The 23,545-nt window shown below is 49.4% G+C and carries 15 protein-coding genes and 5 pseudogenes; 5 read left to right on the top strand and 15 right to left on the bottom strand.

Going from position 1 to position 23,545, the window contains the following annotated elements:
• Nucleotides 1-4 precede the first annotated feature (4 nt).
• The 9 genes and pseudogenes from H2P46_RS00085 to H2P46_RS00125 all read right to left on the bottom strand — a co-directional run bounded on the left by H2P46_RS00085 (nt 5) and on the right by H2P46_RS00125 (nt 9,675).
• Complete coding sequence (locus H2P46_RS00085) at nt 5-838, bottom strand: ATP-binding protein (RefSeq protein ID WP_338103628.1); 834 nt, start codon at nt 836-838, stop codon at nt 5-7.
• Between the two features lie 135 nt (nt 839-973).
• A pseudogene (locus H2P46_RS00090) lies at nt 974-2,191 on the bottom strand (beta-ketoacyl synthase).
• Nucleotides 2,192-2,195: 4 nt separating this feature from the next.
• Entirely contained in the window at nt 2,196-4,754 is a 2,559-nt protein-coding gene (locus H2P46_RS00095; RefSeq protein ID WP_193403203.1) for a beta-ketoacyl-[acyl-carrier-protein] synthase family protein, read from the bottom strand.
• A gap of 100 nt (nt 4,755-4,854) precedes the next feature.
• A complete protein-coding gene (locus H2P46_RS00100) occupies nt 4,855-6,015 on the bottom strand; it encodes an aminomethyl transferase family protein (protein WP_193403204.1) in 1,161 nt (386 codons plus the stop codon).
• A 29-nt stretch (nt 6,016-6,044) separates the two neighbouring features.
• The gene (locus H2P46_RS00105) at nt 6,045-6,326 is read right to left on the bottom strand and encodes an acyl carrier protein (protein WP_193403205.1); all 282 of its coding nucleotides are present in this window, start codon (nt 6,324-6,326) and stop codon (nt 6,045-6,047) included.
• Nucleotides 6,327-6,343: 17 nt separating this feature from the next.
• Nucleotides 6,344-6,892 carry an ApeI family dehydratase gene (locus H2P46_RS00110; protein WP_193403206.1) on the bottom strand — a complete coding sequence of 183 codons (549 nt, stop codon included), beginning with the start codon at nt 6,890-6,892 and terminating at the stop codon, nt 6,344-6,346.
• Nucleotides 6,893-6,895: 3 nt separating this feature from the next.
• Nucleotides 6,896-7,651: an SDR family oxidoreductase gene (locus H2P46_RS00115; RefSeq protein ID WP_202987300.1), complete on the bottom strand. Its 756-nt coding sequence runs from the start codon at nt 7,649-7,651 to the stop codon at nt 6,896-6,898.
• A gap of 20 nt (nt 7,652-7,671) precedes the next feature.
• Nucleotides 7,672-8,040 carry a holo-ACP synthase gene (gene acpS / locus H2P46_RS00120; RefSeq protein WP_193403208.1) on the bottom strand — a complete coding sequence of 123 codons (369 nt, stop codon included), beginning with the start codon at nt 8,038-8,040 and terminating at the stop codon, nt 7,672-7,674.
• 18 nt (nt 8,041-8,058) lie between these two features.
• Nucleotides 8,059-9,675 carry a ShlB/FhaC/HecB family hemolysin secretion/activation protein gene (locus H2P46_RS00125; protein WP_193403209.1) on the bottom strand — a complete coding sequence of 539 codons (1,617 nt, stop codon included), beginning with the start codon at nt 9,673-9,675 and terminating at the stop codon, nt 8,059-8,061.
• Nucleotides 9,676-9,916: 241 nt separating this feature from the next.
• Here H2P46_RS00125 and H2P46_RS00130 point away from each other — a divergent pair.
• A protein-coding gene (locus H2P46_RS00130) for an IS5 family transposase (protein WP_193403474.1) occupies nt 9,917-10,722 on the top strand; the annotation gives its coding sequence in 2 pieces (ribosomal slippage) (nt 9,917-10,267 and nt 10,270-10,722; 804 coding nt in all).
• On the opposite strand, the pseudogene H2P46_RS00135 reads toward H2P46_RS00130, so the two are convergent.
• Nucleotides 10,723-14,403 (bottom strand): annotated as a pseudogene (locus tag H2P46_RS00135) (two-partner secretion domain-containing protein); the annotation flags it as partial.
• A gap of 1,292 nt (nt 14,404-15,695) precedes the next feature.
• Nucleotides 15,696-15,878, bottom strand: a pseudogene (locus tag H2P46_RS00140) (IS1 family transposase); the annotation flags it as partial.
• 78 nt (nt 15,879-15,956) lie between these two features.
• On the opposite strand from H2P46_RS00140, the gene istA reads away from it, so the two are divergent.
• Both istA and istB read left to right on the top strand, forming a co-directional pair.
• Nucleotides 15,957-16,985, top strand: coding sequence for an IS21 family transposase (gene istA / locus H2P46_RS00145; protein WP_193403210.1), 1,029 nt, complete (start codon nt 15,957-15,959; stop codon nt 16,983-16,985).
• Nucleotides 16,982-17,770, top strand: coding sequence for an IS21-like element helper ATPase IstB (istB, locus tag H2P46_RS00150; RefSeq protein WP_193403211.1), 789 nt, complete (start codon nt 16,982-16,984; stop codon nt 17,768-17,770). The genes istA and istB overlap by 4 nt, the downstream gene beginning before the upstream one ends.
• A 37-nt stretch (nt 17,771-17,807) precedes the next feature.
• Here the strand turns inward: istB and H2P46_RS00155 are convergent.
• The 4 genes and pseudogenes from H2P46_RS00155 to H2P46_RS00165 form a co-directional block, all read right to left on the bottom strand.
• Nucleotides 17,808-18,247, bottom strand: a pseudogene (locus H2P46_RS00155) (IS1 family transposase); the annotation flags it as partial.
• Nucleotides 18,248-19,008: 761 nt separating this feature from the next.
• Nucleotides 19,009-19,331, bottom strand: a pseudogene (locus H2P46_RS23370) (hypothetical protein); the annotation flags it as partial.
• A gap of 922 nt (nt 19,332-20,253) precedes the next feature.
• Entirely contained in the window at nt 20,254-20,502 is a 249-nt protein-coding gene (locus H2P46_RS00160; RefSeq protein WP_193403212.1) for an ogr/Delta-like zinc finger family protein, read from the bottom strand.
• 39 nt (nt 20,503-20,541) lie between these two features.
• On the bottom strand, nt 20,542-21,678 hold the full coding sequence (locus H2P46_RS00165) for a contractile injection system protein, VgrG/Pvc8 family (protein ID WP_193403213.1): 1,137 nt from the start codon (nt 21,676-21,678) through the stop codon (nt 20,542-20,544).
• A gap of 153 nt (nt 21,679-21,831) precedes the next feature.
• On the opposite strand from H2P46_RS00165, the gene H2P46_RS00170 reads away from it, so the two are divergent.
• Nucleotides 21,832-23,013: a phage tail sheath subtilisin-like domain-containing protein gene (locus H2P46_RS00170; RefSeq protein ID WP_193403911.1), complete on the top strand. Its 1,182-nt coding sequence runs from the start codon at nt 21,832-21,834 to the stop codon at nt 23,011-23,013.
• Complete coding sequence (locus H2P46_RS00175) at nt 23,014-23,529, top strand: phage major tail tube protein (RefSeq protein ID WP_193403214.1); 516 nt, start codon at nt 23,014-23,016, stop codon at nt 23,527-23,529.
• The last annotated feature ends 16 nt before the right edge of the window (nt 23,530-23,545 follow it).

Raw genomic sequence — 23,545 nt, forward strand, 5'->3', positions numbered from 1 at the left:
ATCGTTATTCCTTTCGATATTCAATGTCGAAATAGCTATAGCCAGATAAATTGTCAGGAACGACCGTTCTTATTTTTCCTGCAACATGAGGATGTTGATGAATCCAGGCAAAGCTCAACGCGGGTGTCAGACAGCCGCTGGCACCGTAGGTATCCACCAGATAAAGGGTATTTTGCTGAGGAACCGCTGAACGCTGCAGCAGTTCTTTTCGCAAACCAGCAAAAGCGATGTATTCAGCAACTGCAGGGTTTTCAATGTGATCCGCCCTAATATATTGCCCACCACTCACTCTTACTGCGCTTTCCTGCTGACTAAAAATAAAGCAGCCTGCACGTTCGACCGTTAAATTCACACTATCAGCCCGGCCTCTGCGCTTTTCACCCCGCTTCAGGGAAAGATCCTCATCAGAAAATACGAGTATCGGAATGGCACGGTACGCTGCACATATCACGACATAATCAAAAACATCCCAGCTCAGGTAATCCTTCGCCAGAAAGATTGCCTGGGTGAAAGCCTGCTTCTCGCCCCGGATTTTGCAGGTCGGCGCGTTAATGGCGAATTTCTTTACCAGATTCTTTGGCAGGGTATCTATCATCGAAATGTGTAGTGCGCTGGAGATATTCTCAAATGGCCCCGATTCGCCCCATGAATCCACGTAAATAAATGCCGTACGAAGCTTTAATAACTTCATTCGCTCTTTGGTGGCTAGCCCCTGCAGCGCTTCATCAGCCGCCCGTTCCATTGCCTCAAGGTATTTTTGATACTGAGGATTACGGATCATTTCTCCGGCATAGCGTTCCGGCTGCGTACCAAAGCGCTTCAGTCCCCAGCCATTCACATGCGAAGATTTAAGTGCCTTATTATATTAATGCGACTCCCAGGCATTCAGCCAGCCTGGCTGATAAAAATAAAACTTATCGTCTGGCTCAATAATCGAAAATGAGGATAAATACATGTCACTCTCCATGATCGCTCACCGGCCTGGATTCACATCAGTCATCACGGCGCCAATAACAGAACCATCAACCCCAATGCCTGTTTTCAGGAGATGACGTTTATTGTGTCCGGTTACGCCGCGATTAACTAAAACATGCTGCGCAACGACATCAATAATTTCGTCATTCCCAACGGGGGAAATAAGTTCGCGATGAGATAAAGCGTGATGGCCGATAATTAAATCAATAATGCCCGAGCCGGTTGCGGTATAACCCATTTGTCCTTTATAGGCGAGGACCGGGATCGTATTGTCTTCGGCAAATACCGCTATCGCTTTGGCTTCCGCTTTATCACTGACGGATGAGCCGTTGCCGTGCGGAATGATCGCGCACAGTTGTTCTGTACTGACGTCCGCTTTTTTCATCGCCGACTGCATTACTTGCAGGATATTGGTGCTGAGCCATGAACTGTCGTTACTTCTGCCAGCGCTGATTTGCGCGTAGGCGGTTTACAGACGTACCCCTCCCGTTATCTGCCGGGCGCGCCGGTGGCGGGCGCTCTCCAGCAGAAGCGTGCTATAGCCTTCGGCAAACAGAACACCTTTACTGTTCTCCCCAAACGGCTGAACAAGATCGGTGTCCAGCATCGACTGCGTGTTCAGGAACCAGATGTCCTGCGTTTTAATTTTGGAACAATTGATCACCAGCACTATATCGGCACCATTATGCTCAATGGCCTGGCACCCTAAATGTATTGCCGTCAGCGATGAATTACTGGTGCAATTCATATTCGGCGGCAGATACTGCAAGCGATATTTACGGGCAATATGGCTTGCCAGACGATCCTGCGACATATTGTCAACGTGCAGCTGTATTAACGAGGTTGAAAGCTGAATATCTTCAATATCATTCTTGTTATAAAAACTTTTAAACGCCATGCCATCGACCCGAGGACCGACACCGGTCAAATAAACCCGTACGTTACCCCCGGCCAGCCGTTGCACATCCAGCTCGGCCTGTTCAAGTGCGTCTTCTGTCAGGCGATAAAGCAGATCTAATGCGCTATCATCCGTATAATCAAGCGAGGCAATATGCTTATTACCTTTAAACCCGCACTTTATTGCCTCGGCCTCAGACGTAAACCAGGGCGTTCTTTCAACGCGCTTTCCCAGCTTCAGATTTTGAATTAACTGAAAACTGTCTTTGGCAAAAAGCAAACAGGAACTGAACCCTGAAATAATAGCGGCATTATCCACAATATTATCCTTTAATCACAAACGCGTAATAGTTCCCGCCTTCCGTCGCGCCCACGAGTAATACGTGCCTGAGCGCAAGGCTCCGGGGTTCACGAACAAAGTTAATTCGCTCATCAAAGAACTCGACGGTATGCGGTATTGCGGGAACAGCCTGCTTCTTAATGCAGTCAATAATGACGATCAGATTCAGCAAACCAGCAGCGGATGCGACAAAACCAAAGCAGGCGTTATAGTTCACCACCGGCACATCAGGTTTCACCGCCGCAAAGATTTCGCAAATGGCCTCGATTTCAATGCGGGAGCTATCGATGCTGCCGTTGCTGGTGCCGCACACCAGGTCAACCGCCTGCGCCGTAATACCAGCATCAGCCAGCGCACGGGCAATAGCCAACGCCATTGATGACGACTTTTCATCCTGCTTCGATGCATCAAAATAGCTGTTGCTGCAGGACTTACCGTAACCTGCGACTTCGGCCAGCACCTCAACACCACGCTCTTTCGCCCGCTGCGGATCTTCCAGCAGCAGCATGCAGGCGCCTTCACCCGGAACATACCCTTTCGGATCTTTGCCGTAAATCTGGTACTCACGGGCCTCGGATGTCATATGAAGTTTCTGTGTTACCGCATTCATATACAGCGACATCGACGGGAAATACTCATCCGCGCCTCCCACAAGCACCTGCGACTGTAGATTCTGGCGGATAATTTCATAACCATAAGTTAATGCGCCCAGCGCCGCATTCTCACCGGTCGCAAGCGTAGTGGTGTAGCCCTTGATCCCTTCGGAAATACCGCAGAAGGTCGGGAGCGAGTTCATCAGCGAGCCCGGAAACTCAGACGTTCTGACCTTACGTGGGTCAAGCTTGAGGCTTTGCAAATATTTGTAGGTGGTTTCCTGCGGCCCGCTGGCCATCCCCATCACCATGCCCAGCGCGTCGCCATCGCGCTTAATTTTGCGCTTCGCCTGTCCGAGCGCTTCTGACAGCGCAATCAGGGCAAAGGTGCCGCCGCGGGTTGCTTTACGCGGGTCAAAGCGGCGTAAATGTTTACGGGGCTCCAGTCCTGTCACCTGGAACGTTTTGAAATGTTCGTTATCTTCCGGCAGCGTGGCGGTCGTCAGGCGGTACTCGTCGCCAAACAGCGCTTCAAACTGATGGGTATTTTCCAGAACCGCTTGCAGCGCTTTCGCTTCTGCAAGCGTGTCATCAGGAAAGGTTACCCCACCCAGTTCAACGGTGTGATTACGCTTCCATACGCCGTCGAGGATCTCATTAATCGTGTGTCCAATGGCAGAAACTGCACCGGTACCGGAAATCGCTACCCGCTTCTGGTCAAAATGAGTGACCGGAATAGAACAAGGCTCCATGCTCACGATCATGCTGCAGTTATTACCGCCGAACGCATAGTTGTTCTTCATAAAGACATTGATTTTCTGGTCGCGAAACGCATTTGGCACATAGTCCAGACCGCAGTTCGGGCGGGCGTTCGTAAAGTTCAGCGTTGGCAAAACGCGGTTATCCGGTAGCGTCACAAGGCAGGCGATCAGCTCAACAATACCCGCTGCGCCGATGTTATGACCAAAGTAGGATTTAGTGGAACTCACCAGCGGCATCTCGTAACCAGCAAAGACTTTTTCCATCGCCAGCGTTTCGATGCGGTCATTCGCTTCAGTTCCAGTGCCGTGCGCATTGACGTAATCAATCTGATCGGGCGTGATACCGGCATTTTCCATCGCCTTGAGCATCACCTGCACGGCGCCGCTGGCACGCGGATCGGGCCCGGTTTCATGGAATGCATCGCAGGAGGTGGCATAGGAGAGGATCTCGCCGTAAATGGTTGCGCCGCGCGCAACGGCATGCTCGTAGTCCTCAAGCACAAGCGCACCCGCCCCTTCACCAATAGACATGCCGGGGTTGCCTGAGAATGGCGTGCAGGCATCAGGATGCATGACGTTAAGCGCATAAAAACCGGCGAAAGTCGGCAGGTAAATCGGCTCCGTCCCGACCGCCAGCATCGTTTTGCTTTTGCCATTCTGGATATAGTCGAAGGCCATCCCCACCGCATTCGGGCTAGCAGTGCAGGCGGTGGCAACCAGCTCTACCCCGCCCTGTAGACCGAGTAAGGTCGATACGCTGGAACAGCAGGAGGAAAAGCCGCCGGAAAAAAGCGCCTTACGCAGGGAGAAGTCTTCTATGCGTTGCTCAAAGAGCGGTAAAAACGCCTCGGTACCGGCAGAAGAAACGCCAACAATCAGGCCGGTCTCCTGGAGATGCGGTTTATTATCTACCAGGCCGGCCTGGCTCAGCGCATCTTTGCCCACTTTATATGCCCAGAGCGCGGCATTATCGAGCGAGGCAATAACCTCATCCGAAAGCGCTGAATAATCGATATCATGCAGCACTTCAGCAGCCCTGGCATTTTCAAACCATGTTGAAAAACGTTCGCTGTTGGTAACGCCATGTTTCTTATTTAATAAGGCGTCTTTAAAATCCTGAAGGTTTTCGGCCAGAGAGGATAAAATACCCATCCCGGTAATAACAACGCGCTTCCTGTTTGTCTTCATAAATACATCTACCTCCTTGTACAGGCAATAAACAGCCAGGAAGAATACCCGGCGGCATTATTCTGTTTATTTCTGCTCGCTGTTTCTGATGTTGAATTAATTACAATGCGCTTTTCGCTTTTGACGCATCAACAAAGCTGTGCTCAGTCGGGTTAACCATCATGCTCAGGTTATAGATAAACGGCATACTTTTGGTTTTCGCGGCCACCGTTCCAGTGCGGGTTTGAATGTCAAAGCCGCAAATGTCTGACCAGGCGTAGTCGCTTTCCAGCAAAGTCAGGGCAATAAAGCATTGCAGAGCAGGCGAGAAAATGGCCTTAACCACGCGGCCTACCGCCTGGCCGCTGACCAGAACGCTATCGCCCGGTTCAATAGCTGAGCACGGCCCTTCGGCTATCATGCCAATCATCTTGCGCGCGTCTTCGCCATGCGACTGCGCATGTACCGCCTCTTTGCCGACAAAATCTTCTTTGTCATACTGAACGGCCCACTGCATCTGCAGCTCAACAGGATTCAGGGCGTAATCGGCCCACAGGCTTTCGTCCCATCCAGGGTTTTCAATACGCACCATTTTCTGATAGTCCAGACCGCCGGTCTGCAACATGTATTTGCCACCCTGCTGCTGTAGCTGCTGCCACTGCTCAAGCAGCTTCTCCCGATGGCCCATAACCATGTAGGCAAATTCGCCGTGTTTACCGCAGCGGAATACCATCAGTTCATCGTCGGTATTCATGTACTCGTAATACGGCAGGCCGACAATATCGAAGCCATGAATTTCCGACATCAGTTCCCATGCGTACGGGCCTTCAAGCAGGATCGCGCCCCAGCTTTCTTCGCGCATATCTTTGATTTCAGGGTTTTCCTGAATATCGAGTTCGTCTGTCTTTTCCAGAAGTGTATTGAGGTTCGCCACCAGTTCAGCGGCAGGTATGTTCTCAGACATAACGTAATAACCTTCTGAAGAACAAAGGACGTAAACATCCCCGCGAATCGTGCCATCTTCATTAAGCACCAGAGAATAGATCCCCTGTTCGTCACGAATAATGGAGACGTCTGCAGAGACCAGATAATTCACCAGTGCCCACGCATCGTCACCCACCACGCTCACAATTGACATATGCGAATAATCAACGAGCAACACATTTTCACGCACGGCTTTATATTCAACCATTGGGTCATGGTAGGCAGAGGGCACTGAATAGTGGTTATAAACACCCATTACTGCGCCCTGTTTCAAATGTAAATCATGGAGAGACGTCATAAAGCCATCCTGTTAGTCATAAAATTTAATTACGCGTTTTGCTTCTGGATAATAAATGTGGCGAGGCTATTGATACTTCTCATATAAGAAGGATCATCGCCTTCACCGACTTTTAAGCCGAATACTTTATCCAGCATCACGACTATTTCCGTGGCATCGACGGAATCCAGTTTTAAACCATTGCCGAACAGCGCTGTATCATCATCAATCTGCAACTCATCACGTTGAATATTCAGACGCTGAATAATCTCGCTTTTAATAGTAAGCAGCACAGCTTTGCGCTGTTCAATATCTTTATTCATAGCTGACATTTTTACTCTCGCAGGGGTTATTTGGTTTCGCGAAAATTAATAATTGTTCCGTGGCTAATCAGCCGCTTCCCGACATTTGCCGTTACGGAATAATGCTTAAAGCCGTGGGCATCAGAAAACGCTAATTTGCTGGTCACTTCAATCGAGTCGCCAGGATAAGCGATATCTTTGAATTTAAGATTCTGAGCGGCCAGCACACCACGTACCTGAGCTCGGCGCGTACGGATAATCTCCAGCATTTCATCGGTCTTAATGCGGGTATAAATATCGCGCAGCGATTTTATTTCTTCATTAAATCTGGTCTGGTAGATGTCACAAATATCTGTCAGAAATGAGAAATATTCGCTGGCCTGACCAAAAATTTCGGAAATAATCACGCCAGGCATAATCGGATCGTCCGGGAAATGCCCCAGTAAATAAGGTTCGTTATAAGTGATATGTTTCGTCACCTTCACAAATCCGCTCTCACCGTATTTAAAATCGTCAATTCTGTCGACCATCAGCAGAGGCTGACGCCAGCCCCCCATTTCCAGAAAAATCTTTGAAGGGATAATATATTTAGACATACATCACCGCATGACCAGGCCACCATCGATAACGATGGTTTGACCGATAATATAACTGGAAGCTGAAGAGCATAAGTAGACAATGGCATTCGCCACTTCATCACATTTGCCCAGACGGCGTAGCGGTATTGAGCTGGTTACGCTGCGAACCACTGTGCGAGAGACCTTTTTCACCATTTTTGATTCAATCATTCCTGGCGCAACGGCATTGACGCGAACGCCATAAGGCGCGAGTTCGGCCGCCAGGGTGCGGGTCAAGCCAAGAATTGCTCCTTTGGACGCGCTGTAGTTCATCTGTCCCACGCTTGGGATGATGGCAGCAATCGAGGCAACGTTGACAATGGCCGGACTTTCAGCGGAACGAAGCAGCATCAGCGCCTCTTTTGTCAGACGGAAAACACTGAACAGGTTGGTGTCCACCACCTGGCTAAAATCCTCGAAGCTCATTGAGGTAAACAAATTGTCTTTCACTATCCAGGCGTTGTTCACCAGAACATCCAGTTTGCCGGTTGCTTCTGTCAGATGAGCACAGAGCGCAGCAACGCTCTGCGGATCGGCAAGGTCGCCCTGAATGCACGAAAGTTTATTACCTGCCGGATGCGTTTCTTTTAGTTCGGCTAACTGCGTTGCATTCGATTTATACAACGCATAAACATTGCAATCCTGGTCCAAAAATTTAGCGCAGATCGCCAGGCCAATATCACCACTGGCACCGGTAACCAGAACCGACTTTTCTTTGAGGTCGTTATATTGATACATAATATTCACAATCAGTTAAGTTAATAAAGTATGGCAACTGCTGTTGCATAAGCCTGGCAATGTGAAATACTCAGCGAGCTATTCATAATGCCTTTTTCTGCCAGCAGCTCTTTTACCCGCCCGCTAAAAATAAAATGCGGGCAACCGTAGTCGTCATGGGTAATTTCGACATCGTGAAAGGTAATACCGTTACGGAAGCCACACCCAAGCGCCTTTACTGCCGCCTCTTTTGCCGCCCATAAACCCGCCGCGCGTTCGGTACTGGGGTCGTCCGTGTTAATTTTCATTCTTTCCTGCCCGGTATAAACACGATACAAAAAATCTGTTTTCCAGTTATTTATCGCCCGGCTTATTCGGGCAATTTCAACAATATCCGTACCAATACGCATTATGCAGCTCATCCTTGTTTATAACTGAAAAGACAAGTTAAGATTAAAATTAAATTTATTTACATCCATGCTTCCAGGATATTTCACCGGCATAGAAAACGAAGCATCATAGGTCAGGCTTTTCACATTACCCTGAATGCCAGCCGCTCCACCAATAATGAATTCATCACCATAAATACTGTCTTTCCTTATTTGCCCACCATCGATGCCGAAATAGTAACTGGCATTCATAAAACTGACCGGATGATAGAGCGTGTTTTGCATGTAATAACCGCTATTACCGGTCAGACCAACGCTATTTTCAAAGCCACGCACGCTCCAGCGTTCATCAATGGTTATCTGATCCTGTAAGGTCAGTTCTCGCGGCGCGTATTGCGCAAAAAAAGTAGCGCTGTAAATATTATTGCCAAGCTGGCGCGAATAACTGCTTTCAATATTGAAAAGCTGACTCACCGGGCTGACGTCACCATACGCCATACCGGGCGTCCTTTCGGCGCCGAACCACGTCAGGAAACGCTGCCATGAAAATGTCGAATCCCAATACGCATTCTCCAGCTGCTGCTTGTAGTTAACGCCAAATTTCACGTTATCCATATTACGTTTTTGTAGCACCAGCGCTTCACCGTTAATTTTATAGCCAGACTTTCGACGAATAAGCTCAGCGTTACCGGTCAATTTTCGGGTTTTATCGCGGTAAACCGTGCGTGATGCTTTTGCGCTCCAGTATTCACTCTTACCCGCATATTCTAGCGAGATGTAGCTAAGTGGGATAATCTGGCGCGACTGACTGCTGCTGTAAAAAAACGAATAGTTCCAGTAGCCCAACGGGAGTGCATAATAGCCGCTAACACTCTCATATTGTCCGGTTGTGCTTCGTGTCCCGGCCAGATAAAACAGGTCGCTAAAGCGGGCCGTGTTGTATAAATAGCCCACCACTGAGGTCAGGTTTTGTCCTGTCGCTTTGTTGCCCCAGTTGTTATAGCTTGCCCTCACGCGCCAGTTTTTCGCGCGATGAGTATTAATACGGACAGTGCTATAGCCATGCTTTGTACCTGGCTCGATATTGATTTTTATATTGGCGTCGGGCACTTGCTGAAGGTTTTCCAGCCCCTGCTCAATATCGCGGATATTCAGGATGTCTTCTTTCTCAAACGGTAACATCCACGGATTAATATCATCATTCTCAACGATGATATTTTCTATTTTCCCTGCCTCCACGTTAAGCATCAACGTGCCGGAAGAGATATCCTGCGAAGGAAGCGTGACGCGGGTGGTAATATAACCAGCATCAATATAATAATCCTGCAACGCGGTAGCAATTTTTACCACGCCGATACTGCCGACACAGCGTCCCAGAATCTCTTTTTTAATCGCCCTGTCAGTTTTACGCTTTAAAAAATCGTGTTCAAGAATAAGCGCGTTAATCGTAAAACAGTTCTCTTCTTTTGGCAGATCATTCAGCCTGAACACTTTATTTTCGCGACTGGAATAAACATCCTGACGATACACTTTCTGCTCTTTAAATGCACTCAGATCGGCATTCTGTTGCTGCTTGATCAGGTGATTAACACCATCATCAGCATGGGCATAAAAGCATACCAATAATAACGAAAATATTTTTAATCGTAATTCCATTTACTTTCTCAGAAAGAAAGGCAGCAGGATACCGTTCTGATCTGGTACTATCAGATTATAACTGCTGCCTTTTATTACAGCCTGTAAATTAAATACCAACAACAGTACCGGTATTTGTGACTTTACGGGCAATCAGTTCCATACCCTTTAAACCACCGAAAATCGCATCTTTACCACTGTTAGAACCTATCCCAAAAGGAATTGTCAGATCGTAAATAATGGCAATTTTTGAGGGCGAAGTATGGCGGGCAACAAGTGGCAGATCAGCGATGAACTCTGGGAGAAAATGGCTCCACTTCTCCCGGAACATAAAACCCACCATCCGCTGGGCACGCATCGTAGACGTGTTGATAATCGTGCCGCAATGAACGCCATTTTCTTTGTGCTCAGAACCGGTTGCCAATGGAATGCCCTGAATGCCACGGATATTTGCTCATCCAGCTCAGCCCACCGCCGCTTTCAGGAATGGCGGGATGCTGGAGTATTTGAACGCTTCTGGCAAAACGGGCTGCTTGCCTGCGAGAAGCGGGATGCCATTGACTGGTCATGGTTGTCGATGGATGGCTGCATGACAAAATCGCCCCTTGCAGGCTCAAAAAAACAGGTCGCAACCCGACTGACAGGGGGAAGCAGGGAGTAAAGCGGAGCCTGATGACCGACGGGAACGGGCTTCCGCTCTCGCTGGCTGTCGCAGGGGCAAATACCCACGACATAAAACTGGTTGAAGATACGCTGGACGCGCTACAGACCGGCAGGCCGGGTCGCAGGCTGCATCTGTGTATGGACAAAGGCTATGAGGCTGAATGGGTGGAAATTTGTTTGAAAGCTCGTCGTTATGAACCTCATATCCAGTCGGGGAAAGAGGAGTCTGAGGCAATTAAAAACAGCGAGTTCAGGGCTCATCGTTGGGTTGTGGAAAGAACGCATAGCTGGATGAATCGCTTTCGCCGCATACTGACGCGATGGGAGAAGAAAGTCGAAAACTACGAGGCGATGCTGCATTTTGCTTGCAGCATCATTGTCTGGAATAAAATCCTTTTGGGATAGGTTCTTATTCACATTGTCCGCAGTGACACCCGCTACGCCATAGCTGAGCATATTCAGGTAGTTATATATATTTCCAGAAGTTTTCACCATCAGAGTATAATCACTCACAATATTACCGCGGTTGTTAATGTCAGTGCCGGCATTGATCGCGATGTTCTGTGCGAGAATATTGCTCCCGGTGTTATTCATCACATGTCTCTGCGTATCAATCTTAACGCTGCTGCCCGCCACGATGTCTTTAAAATTCTCAACGCCATTCAGGGCATTAATTGCCAGCACATTGTATGCAGAGATGGCGTTACGATTGTACAAAACGCCTTTCAGAACATTGAAGTTCAGATCGCCTTTGCTACTGATCCAACCATAGTTGATGACACTGTTATCAACATTCAGATTTAAATTCTTATCTGAAGCAATAACGCCAGTTGCCGTATTGTCAGCTAAACTCCCGTTACCGTTGTTCTCAAGATACGCCAGGGTCATGTCGAGATTACCCGCGCTATATGTGGTCGCGTAGTTGTTATAGAAAGCGCCCGCAACTTTGATGACCGCATCAGCACCGCTAACTAACAAGGCTCGCGTATTATCGAAGATCCCTTTTGCTACCAAACTTAACGGACCGTTTTCCGCGATCATGCTGCTGTTGTTGTTATAAACATTCTGTCCAGCAAGGGAGAGGGCATCCTTGCCGATCATGCCGCCAACATCACCGGAAACACCAAAGTATTCGCCTAACTGACGGATGAAGTTGTTCCCATCACGGTTTTCAATATTCCCCGCCGCGGTAACGGTCAGTTTCTGATTCGCAGCGATCATCGCAGTGTTGTTATACACGCCTGATTTAGATTCGATAGCGACATTTTTACCCGCAATAAAGCCGTAATTGTTATCAACGGAGTTTGCAGCAAGCCTGATGTCGCCCGTTTGAGAAAGGACTGATCCTCTGAAGCTATCAAAGTTTCCCATTAACGCAAGGTCGATATCGCTATAACCCGCAACCTGACCATAGTCGTTATTCAACGCGTTAGTCTTGATGTCGATAGCCCCCGCAGAGAGAATTTTACCGCTATAGTTATCAACATTACCTTTTGCCGCCTCAATGCTCAGATTGCCCATCAGGGATCTGATACTGCCGCGGTTGTTTCTAACATGTGCGGTAGTGGTTAGCGATATATCACCGGTCGCTTTAATGTTAGCGTTATTGTTGTTGATACTATTAGCGCTGATTGCAACGTCACCATAACCAATGATATTGAGAGAGTTATACAGATCACCCTTTGTCTTAATGGTCATATCTGCATCGCTAACAATATTTCCCTGGTTATTAATGTTATTAAACGCCGTAATGGTGATGTTATTCCCCACCATATTGCTGTTGCTATTGTTTGTCACATAACGCTGGGTCTTAGCAACCAGATCACCTGCTGCGGAGATATCTTTAAAGTTCTCAATACCGTTCAGCGCGTTAATTGTCAGAGATTTCTCTGATGCCAGCGTATTACGGTTATAGAAGGTCCCTTTCAGAACGTTTAAAGCCGCATCGCCCAGACTGCTGATCCAGCCGTAGTTCGTGAAATTATCGTTAATGTTCAGAACAAGATTTTTATCTGCAGCGATAAGGCCGGTCGCGTTATTATCGATCAGCGAGCCGTTACTGTAGTTCTCCAGATACGCGGTGTCGATATTCAGGTTGCCCTTACTGTAGGCCGTAGCGTAGTTGTTATAGAACCCCCCGCCTGTTTTGATGATGGCATCGGCTCCGCTCATGAGTAATGCCCAGGTATTATCAACGCTGCCTTTCGCTTGCAGATTCAACGGCCCCTTCTCGGCAACAATTCGGCTGTTATTGTTGTAAATATTGCTCCCGGTAAGTGAAATGCCCTCTTTACCGATCATTCCACCCTTTTGCTGCGGCATACCAAAATAAAGACCAAACGCGTTACCGAAATTCTCACCATTACGGTTATCGATATGGTTATTTGCGTTCACGGTCAACGTCTTGTTGGCAACTATCAGCGCGGTGTTGTTATTCATCTCGGCGTTGGCATTGATGACAATATTCTGACCCATCATGAAGCCGCCGTAGTTATTAACGGCATTGGCTCCTAATGCGACATCGCCCTCTTCAGAACTAATGACGCCAATGTAGTTGGTAATATTGCCTGTCACCGCTGCGCTGACGCCGCTTTTACCGGCGATACCGCCCTGGTCGTTGCGCAGGGAGCCGCCTTTAGCAATAACCTTGCCAGAGGCGTTCAGCTTGCCAGCGTAGTTATCAATAGCACCATTGCTTTCCAGGAAGACATCGCCATTCGACGCCATCTGCCCGCCATTGTTATTGATGTTATTAGCCGCAATCTGCACCCCCTTCTCAGCAATAATGCCTAAAGAGTCATTACTGGCGGTATCTGCCGTTTTGGTCGCAACATTGTTTACCGTTCCTTTGGCGGAAATTTTTGTATAACCCCCCGCAGAACGGATCAAGCCTTTGTTGTTGTCAACATTGCCTGCACTGGCAATATCAATATTCCCGAGGGAATCGACTAAACCATTATTATTGTTGATAGCAGTAGACTCAAAACCAACATAGCCGCCCTGGATCTGGCCATTGCTGTTATTCAGGGTACCGGTTTTTAATGCCACGATGCCCGCTTCAATCCCAACTTTTTTCCTTTTTCCTGAGTTGATCAAAGTATTGTTACTGGTATCAACCGCCAGCGTGCCACTGGCGGCCAGTTTGCCGTTCGTGTTGTCGAGAGCGCCACTTTTGACGTAGAGATCCCCCCGGGTTGAAATATTGCCTGAGCGGCTATTTATCAGGAAATTATTATTGGTATCAAGCGCAATGGAACCGTCAGAGGAAATGGCTCCTGTGGTGTTATTCAGTGCACCCTTGGTCTTGATATTAATCTGGCCAGAAGACTCAATGCGTGCGTTGCTGTTCAGCAGCTGGCCTTTTGAGTCGATATGTACACCATTAACGCCACCCGCGATAACGCCCTGGTTGCGAACCCCCACGCCATTTTCAGTGCTGATTAGGTTGATTTTGTTCGCATACATACCGCCCAGCGCAGCAACATCAATGCTGTTGGCATTACGTACGCCAGATGCGGTAACTGTGCCGGTTGCCTGGCCTGCAGCGTTGACATAATTATTACCCGCCACCACGTTCAGTTCGCTGGCGGTGACCTTACCCGTGACCACAACGTTGCGTGACAAAATTTCTGTCGGGCTGGCGTTATTTAGTTGACCCAGGGTAATGGTGCCGCCATTAACGGAATAACCCGCCAACTGGCCATTCTGAATATCTGGCGTCCCTGTGGTGAGCGTCAGCTTACCGGTGTTAATTGCACCGCCGCCGCTCACCGTAATGCCATTCGGATTGGCGATAATTAAATCAGCTTTATCACCCGCAATTTCCATCATGCCGTTAATGGCAGTGGGGTTTTTTGATGTCACTTCGTTAAGAATGACTTTAGCCGTTCCGGAGGTTAAATTACTGTTACCTTGAATTTTACCGGCCAGCGTTGTATTGGATTCAGCAATGCTGTTATTAAAGATCAAGCCATTTTTATCAACGTTTAACTTATCGTAAACGTTGTGAGAAAGCCCTTTATCATTAGCTTTATTGATATTAATAACAGGCACATTATTTGATGAAGTGACCGCCCCATTCTTCATGCTGATTTCTGCAGCCTGCCCAAAAAATGGCAGTGCTAACAGAACAGAAACCGCGCCAGGGTGCCCTTTCAGATCAAAGCGAAAGAGATTATTTTTTTCACTATTCACATTAACCTACTCTTTATTCCTTTATAAGAGGATCATTAACTTCCTGAAAAAACCTAACATCACCACGCTAAATTACTGTTTCATGTCCTTTGACGAATAATCCCCCTTATTTTCTTTATTTCACTCTATACGCAAGCAAATTATCGACGTACGCAGCCTATTAGCAATGCGTAGGTTTTTCCTTGCAGTGCAGCTCAGATACGTCATGTATTTTCCGTTACGCCAGCTCTGTAAACCTCGGTATATTTCCCATCATTTGCAAACATGAACCTGCATAACAGTGAGCCCCAGACAGCTATATTTACCCCCGGCAGGCAGAGCTTTCCGTTCCGGTAGATTCTGCTTTTCAGTGCCACATTAAGACCCTGCTCCGCACTTGCCTGACCCCGACCAGCTACTTTAAACGGGGCATGGCTAAGGCGGTTAATCGCAAACGGGGCACGCAACTGCTGAAGGTTTACGAGGCGTTATCAGTGACGCGACGAGAGCAACCACAACGCCCAGGGTTATAGTGCTGATCCCTGATGCCAATCCGACTAATACATCCTGTGTGGCAGCCGCCTGCGTTTTGCAGGTGCCCTGGCAGGCCAAATTACAACAAACAAAACTGTTATCAGACAGCCTGCATCGGATAGCAAAAAAATAATCTATTGCGCCAAACTCATGTGCTGAATAAGAGTTCCACAAACCCGCTTTTCTTTAAAAAAACTGACGAAACAGACTTTTTTCAAACTAAACTAAAGGTAACCTGCAGCTGTGGCGGATGTTTGGCGCCGTGATTCATAATTAGGACGCTCAAAAAAGTCGATTGTATTTTCTCACCATAAACGCTATATCACTCCGTGATATACCGGATTATGACTACCTTCAGATGCTTTTTGTGCATGGTCATAAATAAAGGAATATCCAGTACCTAAAACAGCGCCCAGGACCATACTGTTAAGCACACCTTGAGTAAGAGTTGCGTATCCAACTAAAAATTCGCCCCTGAACAAGCCCCCCTGTTAATATATTAACTATCTGATTGATTGTTGTTTCACTCGTTATTTCATCTTTAGGTCAGAAACCAATATTAAAGTTTTAAACCTACAGATATTGCAAACAACCCTTCCAGACTCACGCGTGCCGCCTGTGGAAAATTGCCGAACAAGACGGAGAGAGAGATCTTCGGTAATGACTCCAACTTACTGATAGTGTTTTATGTTCAGATAATGTCCGATGACCTTGTCATGCAGCTCCACCGATTTTGAGAACGACAGTGACTTCCGTCCCAGCCTTGCCAGATGTTGTCTCAGATTCAGGTTATGTCGCTCAATGCGCTGAGTGTAACGCTTGCTGATAACGTGCAGCTTTCCCTTCATGTCGCTACCGATGTAAAACTGGCCCACCTGCCGATGTAAATCTGACCCACCTAGGGTAAAAATGGCAGTTTTAAGGCACTGCCAATGATGACATTGGAGACCAGAGTGGAGATTAGTGTTTTACACCGTCAGGGCATGTCGATACGCGCCATCGCGCGCCAGCTTTCATGCTCTCGTGAGACCGTTCGCAGATATATTCGTAGCCCGCTGCCCGTAGCGGATATGCGCTACAAGCCTCGCGCACCCAGCCCCTGCAAGCTTGACCCGTTCAAGACCTATATCCTTGAGCGCGTGGCCGCTGCCAGGCCCCTCTGGATACCCGCCAGTGTGCTGCTGCGCGAGATCCGTCAGCGTGGTTACGAGGGTGGTTACAGCATGCTGACCGCTTTCCTGCACCCCATTAAGCAGCCCGTCACTGAAGAGGTAACACGCTTCGAGACCGAGCCTGGCTTTCAGATGCAAGTTGATTTCACCATCATCAGACTCGGTCATAACCCATTGCTGGCCTTTGTCGCCACGCTGGGCTGGAGCCGCGCGACTTTCGTCAAGTTTTACAGCAACCAGGACTCCGCTGCCTGGTGTGACGGCATTGAGTCTGCGCTCAGGTTCTTCGGCGGGACGCCGCATCAGCTGCTGTTCGACAACGCCAAGGCCATCATCATTGAGCGCGATGTCTACGGCCCCGGTAAGCATCGCTGGAACCCGCAGTTGATGCACGTCGCCGAGAAGTATGCCTTTACTCCCAAGGTCTGCCGACCCTATCGCGCCAAGACCAAGGGTAAGGTTGAGCGGTTTAACCATTACCTCAAGAACAGCTTTATCGTGCCTCTTACCGCGACCTTCCGGCAGGCCGGGCTGGTACTGGATGTACCTGCTGCCAACACACGCATCGGCGAGTGGCTGGTCACCGTCGCGAACACACGAGTGCATGGCACCACAGGCGTACCGCCTGAGCAGCGCATGCCGCGCGAGCGTGCTGCGCTATTGCCGTTACCGAAGGTCACGTTGGCATTGCCTGCACCTGTCCCAGCGCTCAGCCAGCGTCCGGTGCCGACCGAGAGCCTGCAACATCCTCTGGCAACGTACCAGGCCTTGCTCGAGGTGCCAGCATGAACCTTCAACATGATCGTATTGCCGCGCTCTGCGAGCAACTCAAGCTCGACCGCCTGCCGGCAGAGTGGCCGGGTGTGGCACAGGCGACCATCGACAACAGCGGCACGCATGCCGACTTCCTGGAAGCCGTTTTGCAGCTCCAGCATGATGGCCAGAACGAACGGCGTCGCCAGACCATTTTGCGGTTATCAGGCCTGCCGGTGATAAAAACACTGGAGCAGTTCGATTACGCCTATGCCAGTGGCGTTCCACGAAGTCAGATCCAGGAGTTGGCGGGTCTGACATTTATCGAACGTCAGGAGAACGTTGTCCTGCTCGGGCCTTCTGGCGTCGGCAAAACGCACCTGGCGACCGCCATTGGCTATAAGGCCGCGATGGCGGGTTTAAGCATTCGGTTCATTACCGCCGCCGACATGATGCTGCAACTGATGGCGTCACATCGTCAGGGTGACCTGAAGGGCTACCTGAACCGCGTCGTAGGTAAACCTAAGCTGTTGATCATCGACGAAGTGGGATATCTGCCGTTCGGTAAAATGGAGGCGAACCTGTTCTTCCAGGTAGTCGCTAAACGGTATGAGTCAGGCAGCGTGATCCTGACCAGCAACCTGCCGTTTACGCAGTGGTCCGGAACGTTTGGTGATGACGAGACACTGACGGCAGCGATGCTGGATCGGCTGCTTCACCATGCGCATATCGCCCAAATCAGCGGCCAAAGCTATCGACTGAAAGATAAGCTGAAAAGCGGTCAACTCCAGAAGAAAACGAAAGCAACAACGCTCGAATGATTCAAAGGGGGTGGGTCAGTTTTACTTTGGCAGGGTGGGTCAGAATTCGATCGGTATTGACAACGTGTGCCACAACCGTCCTCCGTATCCTGTCATACGCGTAAAACAGCCAGCGCTGACGTGATTTAGCACCGACGTAGCCCCACTGTTCGTCCATTTCAGCGCAGACAATCACATCACTGCCCGGTTGTATGCGCGAGGTTACCGACTGCGGCCTGAGTTTTTTAAGTGACGTAAAACCGTGTTGAGGCCAATGCCCATAATGCGTGCACTGGCGCGACATCCGACGCCATTCATGGCCATATCAATGATTGTCTGGTGCGTACCGGGCTGAGAGGCGGTGTAAGTGAACTGTAGTTGCCATGTTTTACGGCAATGAGAGCAGAGATAGCGCTGATGTCCGGCAGTGCTTTTGCCGTTACGCACCACGCCTTCAGTAGCGGAGCAGGAAGGACATCTGATGGAAATGGAAGCCACGCAAGCACCTCAAAATCACCATCATACACTAAATCAGTAAGTTGGGAGCATTACCTATATTCACGCGCAGCAGTGGGTATACCCATAGGAACTAAATTAAGAGCAAGCGCTATTCCCGTATTTTTGCTGTATCGCTGAAGTCATGTTGATCAACATTTTGTCGCCGTTGGATTTATTTTCCTGTTTGACTCTGTGTTTTTCTTCTCCGGAAATATATTAATAATTTTGTAGTGAATTATTAACTGGAACAGGCGCGTCGAATTCACATCGTTGCCCCAGATCATTGACGTTTTGATGAGGACGTTTAGCCAGAGAAAGTCGCTGATTTCTGCCCTTCTCCCCAGCGCCAATATTTCTGCCGAAGCCTGTCTTTTTTCATTGCCGTGTAGCAAGGTAACAGCTTTCTCTCTCTATATATACCGCTACTCCCTGATGTATTGAACCTCTGCCTCATCTGAATCAGATAATTTCTTTTGACGTACCCGTTATTACCGTCATGACCGGAATTTATTTCCGATGTAAGCAGGCTTCGGCGTCTATTGTCTGATGAGTAATCGTGACTCACTTCAAACTCGCCAAATGCACGGCATAAAGCGAAGGAGGAATTCGTTATGATTCTAATCATTAGGAACTCTATTCTAAAGGAGCAAAGTATATGATGTGCTATTATTAGTTTTCGTTCGTTGTTTTTATATCAGAAAACGATACAAATGATGGCGTAAACCGTCCTGGTTTACCGGGAGAGTGTTAAGTCTGTAAACTCAGGCTGACAGTTCTCTGTGTCCGATGGAAGCGTAATAGACCTGCTCTGCTTCTGCTGATGGGATATGACCCCTTTCTTCCTAAAACCATCTGTTGTTATACCCGTCCACCGTATCAGTCCTTCAGTACGGTCTTTCCCGCTCATATCGCCTCCGCCTTGTAAAGCCTGTTAATGCTCTCTGCCATTGCGTTACCCTATGAACCACCCATGCTGCCTGTCGATGCCAGAAGCCCTGCTTCCATCAGGGGCGCTGCGTGTGCGCCAGCAGTTATACTGCGTGCCTTTATCGTTGTGATGGTGAGTACCCGCAGGACACCTCGCTCACAGTACCTGCTCCAGCACAGCCTGACGGTCGCAAATTGCAATCCCGCTATCAGTTGCCCCTTAATTGCCGGCGTCTGCCTTAATATATATCATCGGCCCGCATATTTTCTCTGATCCTTACTCCATAGTGATCCGTAAAAGTATTGTCACCGCCCTGCTTTCTGCCGTCTGCTGAAGCTGAGGGTTAATCTGATCCATGCTCCCCGATTTAACTCCCTGCCCCTGAAGGCCCTATTTACTTACGGCCAGGCCGTGCTGGACCGCTTTGCCGGATGCCGGTAGCCTGCGATCGCTGACAGCGCAAGTCGTTGTGCTGCTATCAAACCTATCATTCGTGAAAACCTGAAATTCATAGTAGAAAATGTCTTGAGACAGAGGGCTTCTCCATCAAGTCTCAGGCGGCAAATACGCCAGTGACGGTTTTAACAATCGCTGGAGAAAAGCTAAAGAAGAGGCGAAATTGCGCCACCCTCACCCCTCGTTTGACTTCACCTTGCACGATTTCAAGGTCAAAGACATCGCAGGCCCGGAAGGGACGATTGATGAGAAGCAGGGAATGTCAGGGTATTTAAATGTTGAGCGGACAGCACGATATGGCAGGAAGGTTAAGTTTGCTTTGGTGGTTTGCGGTCAATGATAGTAGAAATTGTTCTGAAAGTTTGTTCTGAAAAACGCTGAATAATCGGACGGGCACAAGTAAACCGCTCTTGGGCGGTTACGATATTACTTTTAATTTTTTGTTTTTACTGGATAATTAATATGGTGCCCGGGGCGGGACTTGAACCCGCACAGCCATACAGCCGAGGGATTTTAAAAACTATCACAGAGCCTTATAAATCATAACGTTGTGACTTATAAGGCTTTTATTTATGGTGATATGCGGTGATATCGGGTGATGATTGGAATTATGCTGCCACTTTCAGAGCAATAGATTTAACTGATCCCTTCCATAGTGAGACGCCGGGAAGGCATCACGAGGGATGAAGTCAGGCGGTAGCGGTGCAACACCTGCGCGCTTTGTTACTTCCCTTTCTACGCTGTTAAGTGTGGTGAATGACCGGCTACATTCCAGATTCTGACACTGGTGATATTGCCGGATTGTCATATCAGTTATTTTACGGCTGGTACGGGTGCGGGCCATAGCGCCGCAAAATGGACATCTGAACATAATGATGGCTCCCCTGTGGGAGTTGAACTCCATTTAATTTTATTCAGTTTCCGCTATCCAGTCAGGTATTTTTGCTTCCAGCTCCAGCCTGGTGGTAAAACCGCTGTCGTCTATGACGTGCTCAGCACGCGCAATGATCCAGTCCTGATTATCTATTTCATCCTTAAAACCGCTGACCGTAACGTGCATTTCGGGATAAAGCTCAGCACGGCCACGCGCCAGGGTGATCGAAAACTCTGCTGCACCGCGCTGAAGCTGTTGCCACTTTGCCGCCGCCGCACGTTTCGCCGCCTCTTCATTCTGGTAGGTTTTGCGCAGCACATAGACATTACCGTCTGCGCCGTCCATGTAATCGCCCTCGCGGCTGCTGCTCTTCTCTTTTTTTTGCTTTGCAGGCTTGCGGCGCTTAACACTGACCTTTTTCTTTTTGCCAAAATTGAGATCCAGCCAGTAAGCACGAACGCCGGTATACGCATCCCGATCGGCAATACGAAAACGGTGCCGGTCGCCGCTTGTGCGGTCAATGCTGGCAGAGGGTAGCGCCTTCCCGTCAGCGGTCACACTACCTCCCGGCAGGATAAACAGCAGACTGCCGTTCTTGACGGTGGCAATTGCACCTAGCATTTCCGCCATGCGGGTAAGGAACGACATATCGCTTTCCTGCGTCTGGTCGGCGTGATCAATCTCAATATCCATGAGCATTTCACTGATCTGCGCCTTCAGTCCGTAACGGTGCGCAATGGCCGACACAACGCGCTCAACAGTCACGTCATGCCATGAGACTTCGCGCTTTACGTTAAACTCTTCACGAAAATCAGCGCTGCGGGCAGTAACGCCAATGGTATCTGCCGGGCCTTCGTGGGAAACCTCGTCAACCGTGTACAGCCCCTTGTAAATCAGCGGTTCACTCAGCCAACCAAATGATACGGCAAGCTCAGCCCCGCGCTGCGGCAGTGCAACCATACCGTCACTGTCATCAATGGAAATAGATAGCTGATCGGCATCAAAGCCCCTGTTGTCCGTCAGTGACAACGACATGATCCGAGCATCAAGCTGCGTCAGCACCTTACCGCCCATCGTAATACTGAATCCCGGACTTTTTACCGCCTCGGTAAGTGAATCGTTATAACTGCTGACGGCGTCGTTAAGTGATTTGGTCAGGTCTGTAAGTACCATGCTTTCCCCCTTCTTCCAACGAAGGATCCCACGCGCGCGGGAGAGACCAAATCGGTTTTTGTTGTCGCCGTCCGGCCAGACCCGCAATAGCGTGAGCGGCGGTCAAATATGGGGGATTATCACTGCGAACTCAATAACGTAATGGTGGAAACTATGGCGGAAGATCGCTTTCATGGTGCCCGCATCCGGGAGAATACCGACCTTGTGGCGGCTATCAATGACATTAAATCAAATGTCATTGGGGTCGTCGCCGTGGCGGATGATGCCGATGCGGAAGCCTTTCCCCTGAATACCCCCGTGTTAGTGACGCGGGTTAACAACGTGCTGGGTAAGGCGGGTAAAACCGGCTCCCTGTACAAAACGCTTAAAGCCATCGCTGACCAGACCAGCCCGAAGGTGATCGTTGTGCGCGTGGCAGCAGCTACAAACGAGGAAGGCGGTAAAACGCAGGCACAGCTTATCATGGGCGGCACGGCAGAAGACGGCAGCTATACCGGCATGTACGCGTTTCTGACGGCTGAGCAGAAGGTTGGTTATCGTCCACGCATTCTGGCCGCACCAGACTACGACACGGAAGAAGTGACCTCCGCGCTGTGCGTCATTGCGCAGAATCTGCGTGCGTTCGTTTATGCCAGTTGTTATGGCTGCAAGACGATGACAGAAGCCATCGCATATCGTGCAACCTTCGCTTACCGCGAACTTATGCTTATCTGGCCTGATTTTATTGCCTACAACCCGCAGACCGGAGAGAACGAAACCTTCCCTGCCCCGGCGTATGCCTGCGGCCTGCGTGCGCTGATTGACAACAATCAGGGCTGGCATAAGTCGCTTTCCAACGTGCCGGTCAAGAACGTGCTGGGTATTTCGCAGGATGTTTTCTGGTCGCTACAGGCAGAAGACAGCGACGCGAACGAACTGAACAACAAGGAGATCACGACGCTCATCAAGCGTAATGGTTTCCGGTTCTGGGGCAACCGTACCACGGACACCAAAGATTACATCTTTGAGGTTTACACCCGTACCGCCCAGATTCTGGCTGACAGCATTGCGGAAGCGCAGTTTGAGGCCATTGACGAGCCGCTTACCCCGGCGAACGTCAAGGACGTGGTCAGCGGTATCAGTGGGAAACTCAGCTCGCTGGTGACGCAGGGACGGCTAATCGGCGCTGAATGCTGGTTTGATATCCCGGATAACCCGACAACCGGACTTCGCCAGGGTCAGGTGCGCATTCGCTATAAATATACGCCCGTTCCGCCGATGGAGGATCTGACGATGTACCAGACCTTCACTGATGAATACTTTGAATCGGCGTTCTCTTCGCTGGGAGGTGCATAAATGGCGGTCCCTCACAAACTGCGCCTGTTCACCTGCTTTGTGAACGGCAGCAACTGCATCGGCAAAGTCTCTTCCGTGACGCTGCCAAAGCTGACACGCAAGACGGAAGATTTTCAGGGCGGCGGGATGATTGGATCCGCAGCTGTGGATCTCGGTCTGGAAAGTGGCGCGCTGGATACCACTATGGTGGTTGGCGGTCTGGTTCAGTCGCTTCTGCTGAACTACTGCGGCGATATAGACGAGACCCGCTTCCGCTTCGCCGGTGAGTATTACACCGATGGTGAAAGCCTGCTGGTTGAGGTCGAACTGCGCGGCCGCATCACCGAAATGGACGGCGGTGAAAGCAAGCAGGGAGAAGACACCTCCGTCAGCTACACGATGAAGAACACCTATTACAGGCTGACCATCGACGATAAGCCGTTGTTTGAGTTTGATCTGCTGAACTTCATCTACAAGAAAGACGGCAAGAATATCTACCCTGACCGCATTACGTCTGCGCTGGGAATGGGTAACTGATTAACCTGATAAGTGG

Origin of the sequence: Mixta mediterraneensis (genome assembly GCF_014946725.1) — a bacterium.
In the GTDB taxonomy this organism is placed as follows: domain Bacteria; phylum Pseudomonadota; class Gammaproteobacteria; order Enterobacterales; family Enterobacteriaceae; genus Pantoea; species Pantoea mediterraneensis.

What these genes read in the sequence shown, in the direction of transcription:
- H2P46_RS00160 (WP_193403212.1), bottom strand. Translation starts at nt 20,502, where the DNA reads ATGTTCAGATGTCCATTTTGCGGCGCTATGGCCCGCACCCGTACCAGC.
- H2P46_RS00175 (WP_193403214.1), top strand. Translation starts at nt 23,014, where the DNA reads ATGGCGGTCCCTCACAAACTGCGCCTGTTCACCTGCTTTGTGAACGGC.
- H2P46_RS00100 (WP_193403204.1), bottom strand. Translation starts at nt 6,015, where the DNA reads ATGACGTCTCTCCATGATTTACATTTGAAACAGGGCGCAGTAATGGGT.
- istA (WP_193403210.1), top strand. Translation starts at nt 15,957, where the DNA reads ATGATGACATTGGAGACCAGAGTGGAGATTAGTGTTTTACACCGTCAG.
- H2P46_RS00165 (WP_193403213.1), bottom strand. Translation starts at nt 21,678, where the DNA reads ATGGTACTTACAGACCTGACCAAATCACTTAACGACGCCGTCAGCAGT.
- H2P46_RS00110 (WP_193403206.1), bottom strand. Translation starts at nt 6,892, where the DNA reads ATGTCTAAATATATTATCCCTTCAAAGATTTTTCTGGAAATGGGGGGC.
- acpS (WP_193403208.1), bottom strand. Translation starts at nt 8,040, where the DNA reads ATGCGTATTGGTACGGATATTGTTGAAATTGCCCGAATAAGCCGGGCG.
- istB (WP_193403211.1), top strand. Translation starts at nt 16,982, where the DNA reads ATGAACCTTCAACATGATCGTATTGCCGCGCTCTGCGAGCAACTCAAG.
- H2P46_RS00125 (WP_193403209.1), bottom strand. Translation starts at nt 9,675, where the DNA reads ATGGAATTACGATTAAAAATATTTTCGTTATTATTGGTATGCTTTTAT.
- H2P46_RS00170 (WP_193403911.1), top strand. Translation starts at nt 21,832, where the DNA reads ATGGCGGAAGATCGCTTTCATGGTGCCCGCATCCGGGAGAATACCGAC.
- H2P46_RS00115 (WP_202987300.1), bottom strand. Translation starts at nt 7,651, where the DNA reads ATGTATCAATATAACGACCTCAAAGAAAAGTCGGTTCTGGTTACCGGT.
- H2P46_RS00105 (WP_193403205.1), bottom strand. Translation starts at nt 6,326, where the DNA reads ATGTCAGCTATGAATAAAGATATTGAACAGCGCAAAGCTGTGCTGCTT.
- H2P46_RS00095 (WP_193403203.1), bottom strand. Translation starts at nt 4,754, where the DNA reads ATGAAGACAAACAGGAAGCGCGTTGTTATTACCGGGATGGGTATTTTA.